General features: G+C 71.8%; 7 protein-coding genes. All 7 read left to right on the top strand.

Annotated elements, in window-relative coordinates:
• Positions 1-44 precede the first annotated feature (44 nt).
• Genes ACFWXC_RS22860 through ACFWXC_RS22890 form a run of 7 tightly spaced genes read left to right on the top strand, consistent with a single transcriptional unit; the run spans position 45 to position 11637 of the window.
• Positions 45-986 carry an ABC transporter permease gene (locus tag ACFWXC_RS22860; RefSeq protein WP_384481365.1) on the top strand — a complete coding sequence of 314 codons (942 nt, stop codon included), beginning with the start codon at positions 45-47 and terminating at the stop codon, positions 984-986.
• Complete coding sequence (locus ACFWXC_RS22865) at positions 983-2836, top strand: dipeptide/oligopeptide/nickel ABC transporter permease/ATP-binding protein (protein WP_384481367.1); 1854 nt, start codon at positions 983-985, stop codon at positions 2834-2836. The genes ACFWXC_RS22860 and ACFWXC_RS22865 overlap by 4 nt, the downstream gene beginning before the upstream one ends.
• Positions 2833-3783 (top strand): ATP-binding cassette domain-containing protein, encoded by a 951-nt coding sequence (locus tag ACFWXC_RS22870; protein ID WP_384481369.1) that lies wholly within the window; start codon positions 2833-2835, stop codon positions 3781-3783. The genes ACFWXC_RS22865 and ACFWXC_RS22870 overlap by 4 nt, the downstream gene beginning before the upstream one ends.
• Entirely contained in the window at positions 3780-5267 is a 1488-nt protein-coding gene (locus tag ACFWXC_RS22875) for a glycoside hydrolase family 43 protein (protein ID WP_384481370.1), read from the top strand. Before ACFWXC_RS22870 ends, ACFWXC_RS22875 begins: the two co-directional genes overlap by 4 nt.
• A 58-nt stretch (positions 5268-5325) precedes the next feature.
• On the top strand, positions 5326-7518 hold the full coding sequence (locus tag ACFWXC_RS22880) for a beta-galactosidase (protein WP_384481372.1): 2193 nt from the start codon (positions 5326-5328) through the stop codon (positions 7516-7518).
• Positions 7515-10031, top strand: a complete 2517-nt coding sequence (locus ACFWXC_RS22885; RefSeq protein ID WP_384481374.1) for a beta-glucosidase — start codon at positions 7515-7517, stop codon at positions 10029-10031. The genes ACFWXC_RS22880 and ACFWXC_RS22885 overlap by 4 nt, the downstream gene beginning before the upstream one ends.
• 7 nt (positions 10032-10038) lie before the next feature.
• Positions 10039-11637 (top strand): DUF4038 domain-containing protein, encoded by a 1599-nt coding sequence (locus tag ACFWXC_RS22890; protein ID WP_384481376.1) that lies wholly within the window; start codon positions 10039-10041, stop codon positions 11635-11637.
• The last annotated feature ends 99 nt before the right edge of the window (positions 11638-11736 follow it).

Below are 11736 nucleotides of genomic sequence, written 5' to 3' on the forward strand. Positions count from 1 at the left end.
CCGCCGATCAACACCGGTCAGGGAAAGGCAAGGTGGAGAGACTGATGATTGTTTTCTTGGTCCGGCGCATCGCCGCCGGGCTGGTCCTGGTCCTGGTGATCGCGACCACGACCTTCGCGCTGATGGGTCTCACCGGTTCCGATCCGGTGCGCCAGATCGTGGGGCAGACCGCCACCCGGCAACAGGTGGCCGCCAAGTCCGCCGAACTCGGACTGGACCAGCCCTTCGTGGTCCGCTACGGGCACTGGCTCGGGGACGCGGTGCACGGCAACCTCGGCAGCTCGTGGTTCAGCGGTGAGTCCGTGACGAGCTCGCTCGAGAACAAGCTGCCGGTCACGCTGTCGATCGTGCTGGCGGCGCTCCTGGTGTCGGCGGTACTGAGCACGGTGCTGGGAGTGGCCGCCGCGGTCCGCCGGGGCGCACTGGACCAACTGGTGCAACTGCTCGCGGTCCTCGGGTTCGCCGTGCCCAGCTTCCTGGTCGCCCTGGTGTTCGCCGTGGTCATAGGCGTCGACCTGGGCTGGCTGCCCGCGACCGGTTACGTTCCGCTGGCGGACTCGGCGGGTGGCTGGCTGAAGTCGATCACCCTTCCGGCGTTGTCGCTCTCCGTCGGAGCGATCGCCGCCACTGCCCAGCAGGTGCGTGGCTCCATGGTCGACGTGCTGCGCGCGGACTACATACGTACCCTCCGCAGCCGTGGCATCAGCGAACGGAGCCTGCTGTTCCGGCATGGTCTGCGCAACGCGGCCCCGGCCGCTCTGACCGTGCTGGCCCTCCAGTTCATCGGCCTGGTCGGCGGCGCGGTGGTCGTCGAGAAGGTCTTCGGCCTCAACGGGATCGGAAGCCAGGCCACAACCGCCGGATCCCAGGGCGACACCCCGGTCGTCATGGGCGTCGTCGTGGTCATGGTCGCCCTCGTCGTGGTGGTGAACATCCTGATGGACCTCGCGTACGGATGGCTCAACCCGAAGGTGCGTGTCGGATGACGCTCCCTCAGCCCGAAGAAACGGCACGCACGGTGGCCGTCGCCGCCTCGGGCCGGGCCGGACTCCTGCGCCGGCTCCTGCGCAGCCCGGTGGCCGTGACCTGCCTGGTCCTCCTCGCGCTCATCTCGCTGGCCGGCGTGTTCGCACCGCTGCTGACCAGCCAGGACCCGGCCCACACCTCGCTCACCGACAGCCTGGCCCCGATGAGCGGCAAGCACCCCCTGGGCGGTGACGGCGTCGGCCGTGACGTCCTGGCCCGACTGCTCTACGGCGGGCGCACGAGCCTGCTGGGAGCCCTGCTCGCGGTGGCCGTCGCCCTGGTGATCGGCGTGCCCGCCGGTCTGGTGGCCGGGTACTACCGCAAGTGGTTCGACGCCGTGAGCAGTTGGCTGGCGAACCTGCTGATGGCCGTACCGGCGATCATCGTGCTGCTGGTCGTGATGTCGGCGGTGGGGCAGAACACGTACATCGCCATGGCGGTCTTCGGTGTGCTGATGTCACCGGGTGTGTTCCGGCTGATCCGCGCCTCGGTGATCTCCGTACGCGAAGAGCTGTACGTGGACGCGGCACGGGTCTCCGGCTTGGCCGACCCTCGGATCATCCGCCGGCACATCCTGCCCGTCGTGCAGGCGCCGACCATCATCCAGGCCGCCCAGATGCTCGGTCTCGGCATCGTCATCCAGTCCGGGCTCGAGTTCCTCGGCCTGGGCTCGGCGACCCAGGCGAGCTGGGGCTCCATGCTCAACGACGCCTTCGCCAACATCTACACCAAGCCGGAACTGATGGTCTGGCCCGGAGTGGCGCTCGCGGTGACCGTCGCCGCGTTCGGGCTGCTGGGCAACGCCCTGCGGGACGCGCTGGACGGGAGTGCGGTGAAGGCGCGAAGGCCACGCGGCGCCGCCGCTCGCAAGCAGGTCGCGGAGAAGCAGGCGCCGCCCGTCACCGCCGCAACGGCCGAGGCCGGCGACGCACTGCTCGTCCTCGAAGGCCTGAAGGTCTCCTATCCGACGGCCGAGGGGGAGAAGACCGTCGTCGACGGTGTCTCCCTGACGGTGAGCCGGGGTGAAGTCCTCGGACTGGTGGGGGAATCGGGCTCGGGCAAGAGCCAGACCGCCTTCGCCGTCCTCGGCCTCCTGCCCCGGGAGGCCCGGGTCTCCACCGGCCGACTGGTCTTCGACGGGAAGGAGTTGGGAGGGCTCGGCCGCGCGGAGATGAACCGGTACCGCGGCCGCCGGATCGCCTACGTACCGCAGGAGCCCATGTCCAACCTCGACCCCTCCTTCCGTATCGGCGCCCAGCTGGTCGAGCCGGTGCGCCGGCACCTCGGGCTGTCGGCGGGCGAGGCGAGGACGAAGACGCTCGGCCTGCTGGAGCGGGTCGGCATCGCGGACCCGGAACGGGTCTTCGACTCCTATCCGCACCAGATCTCCGGCGGTATGGCGCAGCGTGTCCTCATCGCCGGCGCGGTGTCCTGCGAACCGGACCTGCTGATCGCCGACGAGCCGACCACGGCGCTCGACGTGACCGTGCAGGCCGAGGTGCTCGACCTGATCCGGTCCCTGCAGCGTGAGCGGAACATGGGCGTGATCCTGGTGACCCACGACTTCGGTGTGGTGGCCGACATCTGCGACCGCGTGACGGTGATGCAGACCGGCGCCGTGGTGGAGTCCGCCCCCGTACGGCAGTTGTTCGCCGAGCCGAAGCACCCGTACACCCGCATGCTCCTGTCGTCCACGTTGGAGGACGCCGAGCCGCGGTCCGCGCTCAGCAGCACCGTGCCGGCGAGCGTCGCGGGGATCACGAGCAGGGCAGCGATCACGAACACCGCACGTCAGGAGGGTCCGGCATGACCGGGACACTGGACAAGGAACTCCCGGCGGAACCCCTGCTGGTCGCCGACGACGTGGTCGTGGAGTACCCGTCGAAAGGCTGGCGCAAGCCGCCGTTCCGGGTTCTGAAGGGGGTGTCGATCACCATCGGAGCCGGCGAGACCCTCGGGCTGGTCGGTGAGTCGGGATCGGGCAAGACCACCCTGGGCCGGGCCGTCCTCGGACTGGCCCCGGTCACCTCCGGCACCGTCCGCTACCGCGGCCAGGTCATCTCGGGCCTGGGCGGAAAGGAGCGCCGCGCGCTCAGCAACGACATCCAGGTCGTGTTCCAGGACCCGTACACCTCGCTCAATCCGGCGATGGCGGTGAACGACATCCTCAGCGAGCCGCTGAGAGTCGCGGGAACCTCGCGGACGGATGCCGAGAAGCGGGTGAAGGACCTGCTCGACCACGTCCGGCTTCCCGCCGACGCCGGGGAGCGGCTGCCACGGGAGTTCTCCGGCGGCCAGCGGCAGCGCATCGCCATCGCCCGGGCGCTGTCCCGGGACCCGCGGGTCATCGTCTGCGACGAGCCGGTCAGCGCACTGGACCTGTCGACCCAGGCCCGGGTACTGGACCTGTTCGTCGAGATCCAGGAGCGCACGGGCGTCGCCTATCTCTTCGTCACGCACGACCTGTCGGTGGTCCGGCACATCAGCCACCGGGTGGCGGTCATGCGCGGCGGGGAGATCGTCGAGACCGGGGACGCGGCGAGGATCACCACGAGGCCCGAACACCCCTACACCCAGCGGCTGTTGCTCGCCGCACCCGTGCCGGACCCGGCGCGGCAGGCGGAGCGCCGGGCCGAGCGGCGACGTCTGGCGGCGGCCATGGCGGCCGCCGCCCCCACCGATATGTCCACGGACGCTTCCACGCCCGCCGTGACGAACGCCTCCACCATCGCTTCCACGTCGGGAGACCACGCATGACCCTGCCCAACCCCACCGTCCCCGGCTTCCACCCGGATCCGAGCATCACCCGCGTCGGCGACGACTACTACCTCGCCTGTTCGAGCTTCGAGTACCTCCCCGGTCTGCCGGTGTACCACAGCCGCGACCTGGTGCACTGGGAGCAGATCGGCAACGTGGTGACCCGCCCGGGGCAGCTCGCGGTGGAGAAGGTCCCCACGCTCGGCGGTGCCTGGGCGCCCACCATCCGGTTCCACGACGGCCGCTTCTGGCTGGTCGTCACCGACGCGATGGGACGCGGCAGTCTGATCTTCACCGCCGACCGCGCGGAGGGGCCCTGGTCCGACGGCATCGTCATGCAGGGGGTGCCCGGTATCGACCCGGACCTCGCCTGGGACGCCGACGGCACCTGCTTCGTCACCTATTCGGGTCTCCAGCTCGACGGTGACCGGGCCGGCCAGCATCTGGGCGTCCAGCAGGTCCGTATGGACCTGGAGACCGGCCAGGCCCTCGAAGAGCCCCGGTCGCTCTGGTCGGGGACCGGACTGATGTTCCCCGAGGCGCCGCACCTGTACGAGATCGACGGCACCTGGTACCTCCTGATCGCCGAGGGCGGCACCGAGCGCGGGCACGCCGTGAGCATCGCCCGTGGCACCCGTCCGGACGGCCCCTTCGAGGGCTGCCCGGCCAATCCGGTGCTCAGCGCCCGCAGCACCGCCCGCCCGGTCCAGAACACCGGGCATGCCGACCTGGTGCGTACCCCCGACGGGGGCTGGGCGCTGTTCCTGCTGGGCATGCGGCCGGGCGGTCTGACGAGGGCCTTCTCCCCCATGGGCCGGGAGACGTTCAGCACCACGCTGGAATGGGTCGACGGCTGGCCGGTGGTGCAGCCGGTCGAACTGACCCCGCCCACCGGTCCTGTCGAGCAGCGGGACGACTTCACCGGCGCCGAACTCGGCCCGGAATGGCTCTCGATACGGACACCGGCCGCCGACTGGTCCTCGCTCACCGAGCGCCCGGGCCACCTCGTCGTGCATGCCGACGGCTCCACCATGGACGACCCGCGGCCACGGTTCGTCGGCCGCCGCCAGCAGCACCGGTCCGCCGTCTTCTCGGTCCGGGTGGACAGCACCGGCGGAATCGGCGGGCTGAGCCTGCGGATCGACGAACGCCACCACTACGACATCGAGGTGGGGGCCGGCGTCGCCCGTGCCCGCGCCCGGGTGGGCGGGCTCTGCCAGACCTGGGAGCAGCCGGTTCCCCCGGGACCGGTGACCGTACAGATCAAGACCGAGCCGGTCAGTGGTATGGGCCTCGACGCCCTCGGCCCGGACCTGGTCCGGCTGTCCGCGGACTCCGGCACCGGACCGGTCGAGCTCGCGGTGCTCGACGGCCGCTATGTCTCCGCCGAGACCTCGGCGTCCTTCACCGGCCGTGTCGTCGGGATGTACGCCGCCGAGGGAACCGTCGCCTTCGACCGGTTCAGCTACCGGGGCGAGGACTGACGCCTTCGTCCCGTCCGAGACACCCGACCGGCACCTGACAGAAAGTCACCAGTACCGCATGGGCACCTTCTTCCCGCGCATGCTCTTCGGAGCCGCCTACTACACCGAGTACCAGCCTTACGAACGGCTCGCACAGGACCTGGATCTGATGGCCGAGGCCGGGTTCAGCGTCATCCGGGTCGGCGAGTCGGTCTGGTCGACCTGGGAACCCCGCGAGGGGCAGTTCGACCTGGACTGGCTGCAGCCGGTGCTCGACGCCGCCCACGACCGCGGCATCAAGGCGATCGTGGGCACCCCGACCTACGCCGTCCCGCCGTGGCTGCGCCGCAAGTACCCGGAGACGGCTGCCCGTTCCGGCACCGGGCAGCCCATTCCGTACGGGATGCGGCAGGACGCGGACTACTCGCACCCCGCCTTCCGGCATCTCGCCGAGCGGCTGGTCCGCAAGATCGTGGGGCGCTACGCCGACCACCCGGCGGTCATCGGCTGGCAGGTCGACAACGAGCCCGGACTGCGGCTCTTCCACAACGACTCGGTGTTCCAGGGCTTCCTCGACCACCTCCGCGAGCGCTACGGCGACGTCGAGACGCTCAACCGCCGCTGGGGGCTCACCTACTGGTCCCACCGTCTGCAGGACTGGGCGGATCTGTGGACCCCCGACGGCAACTCCACCCCGTCGTACGACCTCGCCTGGCGCCGCTACCAGTCCCGGCTGACCCAGGAGTACATCACCTGGCACGCCGAGCTGGTCCGCGGCCTCGTGCCGGAGCACCACTTCGTCACCACCTGCGTCGCCCTCGGCCAGCAGGGCCTGGACATCTCGGCGATCGGCCGGCCGCTCGACATCGCCGGGGCGAACATCTACTACGCCACCCAGGAGGGGCTGGCCCTGCCGGGTCCCGACGAGCCGGACGGCGGACTGTATCCGTTCTTCGTCTCCTGGTCCGGCCCCGCCTGGCTCTACCTCCAGAACGACCTGGCACGCGGCATCCGCCAGGAACCCTTCCTCGTCATGGAGACCAACGCCACCTCGATCGGCGGCTCCGCGGACAACTTCCCGCTCTACCGGGGCCAGGCCCGCCAGGCCGTGTGGAGCATGGTCGCGCGCGGCGCCAGGATGATCGAGTACTGGCACTGGCACTCCCTGCACTACGGCGCCGAGACCTACTGGGGCGGCGTCCTCGGCCACAGTCTGGAGCCCGGCCGGACGTACCAGGAGCTCTCGGTGATCGCCGAGGAACTCCACCAGGCGGGCCCGGCGATCGACGGCCTGCGGCCCCGCAGCGACGTGGCGATGCTGCTGTCCGCCGACAGCCGCTGGGCCATGGAGTTCATGGCACCGCTCAGGGGGAACACCCCCGCCTGGTTCGGCGATCCGCAGTCCTACGACCGCATCGTCGCCGCTTTCTACCGGGGCCTGTTCGACGCCGGGCTGTCCGTCGACGTCGTCGCCCCTGAGCAACTGCCCTCCATTCCAGAGGAGTTGGTGGACCGCTGGCCGGTGCTGGTCGTCCCGGCGCTGTACGTCGCGGACGACGCGACACTCGATCTGCTGCGCCGGTACGCCGAAGCCGGCGGTCATCTCGTCCTCACTCCCCGCACCGGCTACGCCGACGAGGAGGCCGTCGCCCGGCACACGGTCATGCCCGGAGTGCTGCGCCCGGCCGCGGGCGCGTACTACCAGGAGTTCACCAATGTGCTGACCCCGGTCACGATCGCGGAGGGGGACGGGACGTCGAACGGCCCCGCCCTGCACGGGCAGGGCACCGCATGGGCCGACGGGCTGATCCCGGAGGGCGCCACCGTCCTCGCCGGGTACGAGCATCCGCACCTGGGCCAGTTCGCGGCCGTCACCACCCATGAGTACGGCGACGGCCGGGTGACGTACGTCGGCACCGTCCCGGACCGCGAACTCTCGCACAGCCTCGCGGACTGGGTCGCCGCGGTCTCGCTTCCGTCCGACGCCTGGCGCGAGGACCGGCCGGCATCCGTCACCTGCACGTCCGCAGCCACCGCCGACGGCGCCGTCCTGCGTTTCGTCCACAACTGGGCCTGGGATCCGGTCGACTACCGCCTGCCAGGGGACGTTCGCGACCTGTTCACCGGTGAGCGCCTCGCCGCCGGAAGCCCGCTCGTGCTCGGGCCCTGGGACGTCCGGGTGCTCGTCGAGCACGAGGGCGAGCGCGCCGGCGACGCCCCCGTGCTGCCCCTCTCCCCCACCGAACCCACTTCTTCGAGGAGGACGCCGTGACCCGGCAGCCCACCCCCACCGACACTCCGTCCGCGACTGACGAAGCCGAGTTCGCCAGGCGCCTCGGCGCGCTCACCCTGGAGCAGAAGGTGAGCCTGCTGACCGGCGCGGACTTCTGGTCCCTCCATCCCGAGCCCGCCGTCGGCCTGCGCCGGCTGGTCGTCTCCGACGGACCCGCCGGAGTCCGCGGCGAGTTGTGGGACGAGCGCAGCCCCTCCGCCAACGTGCCCTCGCCCACGGCACTGGCCGCCACCTGGGACGAACCGCTGGTCGAGCGACTGGGCGGACTGCTCGCCCACGAGGCACGCGGCAAGGGCGTGGACGTCCTCCTCGCCCCCACCGTGAACCTGCACCGCACCCCCTACGGCGGACGGCACTTCGAGTGCTTCAGCGAGGACCCGCTGCTCACCGCGCGGATCGGGGTCGCCTATGTCCGAGGTGTCCAGGGCGGCGGCGTGGCTGCCACCGTGAAGCACTTCGTCGGCAACGACTCGGAGACCCAGCGGATGACGGTCGACGCGCGGATCGGCGAGCGCGCCCTGCGGGAGCTGTACCTGGCACCCTTCGAGGCCATCGTCGGCGAGGGCCGCGCCTGGGCCGTCATGGCCGCCTACAACGGGGTCAACGGGCACTCGATGACCGAGAGCCCGTTGCTGCGCGAGGTGCTGCACGACGACTGGGGTTTCGACGGGCTGGTGATGTCGGACTGGTTCGCCGTGCGCACCACCGAGCCGTCCGCGCGCGCCGCGCTCGACCTGGTGATGCCCGGCCCGATCGGACCGTGGGGCGATGCGCTGGTCGCCGCCGTACGCAAGGGCAAGGTCGACGAGGCGCTCGTGGACGACAAGGTGCTGCGGCTGCTGCGGCTCGCCGCCCGGGTCGGCGCGCTGAGTGACATGCCCACCGCCGCCCTCCCGCCGGAGTACGACGCGGTGTCGGTGGCGGCCCGGCTGCGCGAGACCGCGGCCGCCGGGTTCGTGCTGGCCCGCAACGAGGACGCCGTGCTGCCGCTGGACCGCGCGGCCCTGAGCCGGGTCGCCGTTCTCGGCCCCAACGCCGCCGTGGCCCGGACCCTCGGCGGCGGCAGCGCCACCGTCTTCCCGCCGTACACCGTCTCACCGCTCGACGGCATCCGCGTCGCCCTCGGCGACGGCGTCGAGGTCACCCACGCGATCGGCGTCACCCCGCAGACCCGCACACCGATTGCGGATCCGTCCTACCTTCGCCATCCCGACGGCTCCGGCGAGGGTACGGAGGTGCGCTTCCTCGCCGCGGACGGCACCGTGCTCGGCTCCGAACGCCGCGCCGGGGCCGCCTACACCTGGATGGGTTCCTACGGGGCTGGTGTGCCCATCGGTCAGGTCGCCCGGGTGGAGGTGCACACCGTCATCCGCGCGAGCGACGCCGGCCGGTACGCGATCGGCGGCTCGGGCATCGGACGCTTCCGGTTGTCCGTCGCGGGGGTGGAGGTGTTCGACGAGCGCCTCCAACTCCCGCCGGGCGCCGACCTGGTGGAGGGGCTGATGACTCCGCCCCAGCGGCTCCACACCGTCGAGCTGGCCGAGAACGAGGAGACCGAGGTCGTCCTCACCCACGACGTCGCCTCTACGGACGACGCCATGGGCGACGCGGTCAGTGTGTTCCAGCTCAACCTCGAACCGCCGCACGGCAGCGACGACGAGGAGATCGAGCGGGCGGTTGCGCTCGCCCGCGCGGCCGAGGTCGCCGTGGTCGTGGTCGGCACCACCGAGGAGGTCGAGAGCGAGGGCTTCGACCGCGACAGCCTGGCCCTGCCCGGCCGACAGGACGAACTGGTCCGCCGGGTCGCCGAGGCCAACCCCCGTACCGTCGTGGTGGTCAACTCCGGGGCCCCGGTGCTGCTCCCCTGGGCCGAGGAGGTGGCGGCGGTGCTGCTCGCCTGGTTCCCCGGGCAGGAGTTCGGCAACGCGCTCGCCGATGTCCTGCTGGGTGTGGCGGAGCCGGGCGGACGGCTGCCGACGGTCTGGCCCGCGTCCGAGCGGGGGCTGCCCGCCACCGAGCCGGTCGACGGCGTCCTCGCCTACGACGAGGGGCTGTTCATCGGCTACCGGGGCGACGGCCGTGCCGGATGGCAGCCGCCGCGGTACGGCTTCGGCCACGGACTCGGGTACACCACGTGGGAGTACGACTCGATCGACGTCCCCGGCGAGGTGCGGCCCGACGCCGGCTTCACGGCGGAAGTACGGATACGTAACAGTGGCGCACGGCACGGCAAGGAGGTCGTGCAGGTGTACGCCGGCCGTCCGGGCAGTGGTGTCGAGCGACCGGTCCGCTGGCTGGCCGGGTTCGCCGTGGTCGAGGCGGCGGCCGGCGAGGAGGTCGTCGCGACGGTGACGATGGACACGCGGGCGCTGCGGCACTGGGACACCGAGGCGGGCCGCTGGGCGGTCGAGCCGGGGACCTTCGTGTTGGAGGCGGGCCCGTCGTCGACGATCCTGCCGCTCACCGCCGGCATCGCCGTCGCCCGGGGGTGAGCCGGTCATGAGCGGTACGGGGCCGGGGGCGGAGCAGGTGGCCGCCCCCTGGCGGCAGACCGAGATCACTCTGACCGGGGTACGCGACTACGCCAACCCCTACACGAACGTCGACGTATGGGCCGAGTTCACCCATGAGTCCGGGACGGTCCTGCGCCGCCCGGCCTTCTGGGACGGCGGACGGGTCTGGAAGGTGCGTTTCGCCTCCCCGGAGACGGAGGGCCGCTGGAGCTGGCGCAGCGGCAGTTCCGTCGCGGACGAAGGACTGTCGGGGCAGGGCGGAGCGCTCGTCGTCCGCCCCGCCGCGGACGACGGCAACGCCTTCCACCGGCACGGCTTCTGGCGGATGTCGCCCGGCGGACGCAGCCTGGTGCACGCCGACGGGACGCCCGCGCTGCTGGTCGGCGACACCGCCTGGGCCCTGCCCTGGCGGGCCACCGAGGAACAGGTCACTCAGTACGCCGCCGACCGGCGGGCCAAGGGCTTCAACGCGGCCCTGCTGATGAGCGTCCAGCCCGACACGGACGCGCGCGGCCCGCGCGACCGCACCGCGGACGAGGGGTTCGACGTCGGCTTCGAGGACCTGTCCACCGGGCACGTCAATGTGCTGAACCCGGCGTACTTCCGGTACCTCGACCGGCTGATCGGAATCCTGCACGAGCACGGGATCGTGCCCGTGCTCCAGCCGCTCTTCCACGGCTTCGGCTGGAAGGGCCTGCGGGTGGCCGGTCCGGTGGTCCCGCCGCAGGAGTACGCGCGCTACTGCCGCTATCTGGTCGCCCGCTACGGCGCCGCCCCCGCCGTCTATCTGGTCGGCGCCGACGGCGAGGGCAGCGAACCGGGGATCGCGGCGGGCGGCGCGGAGGTCGGGCGCTGGGACGGCTACGGCCAGCCCTGCGGCATCCACTACCGGCCGCACTCCGACAATCGCGCCCACCAGAGCGAAGCATGGCTGCACTTCCAGTGGTGCCAGACCGGCCACATGGGCGGGCACGTCCAGGAACGGGTCGCGGACATGTGGCGCAACACCCCGGCCAAGGCGGTCGCCAACGGCGAGCCGACGTACGAGAACACCGGCCGCCCCGGCCGGGCCGCGGGCTGGTGGCAGGGGCACGAGGCCTGGAGCAACCTCTGCGCGGGCGGCACGATGGGCGTGGTGTACGGCGCGGCGAGCCTGTGGCAGTGGCGGCTGCACGCCGCCGAACCCGGGCACGAGGAGTTCTTCCTGGCGCAGGACGCGGGCTGGCGGGAGGCGCTGGCCTTCGAGGGCTCGCGCCACGTCGGGCTCGTCGCGCGCATCCTCGACGGGCTTCCGCTGACGGACATGCGGCCGGACTGGCGGTCCGCCCTGGCGCCCCGGGGCCTGTCCGTCCCCGGCGTGCTCTACCTCTGCTACGCGGAGGAGGGCGGCCCGCTGTTCGTCACCGATCCGGCGAACGTCCCGCTCCCCTACCGGGTGGTCGACCCGCGCACCGGCGAGACCGTCCGCGAGGGCGTGCGCGCCACCGCCGGGGAGCCCGTACCCGACGAGGGCGGTGCCCCACGGGTGTACATCTGCCACGACCCGAGCCGGAGCCGAGGGGGAACGTCACGACCGCGGACTTGATGGTGACACCGCGCTGCCGTTCCGGGGCGAGGGTGTCGGTCCGACCAACGTTCGACGACAGCCCCGCCGCAGCGCTCGCCGCCTCCAGAACTCGGCCAT

The sequence above is a fragment of the Streptomyces sp. NPDC058683 genome (assembly GCF_042716195.1).
In the GTDB taxonomy this organism is placed as follows: domain Bacteria; phylum Actinomycetota; class Actinomycetes; order Streptomycetales; family Streptomycetaceae; genus Streptomyces.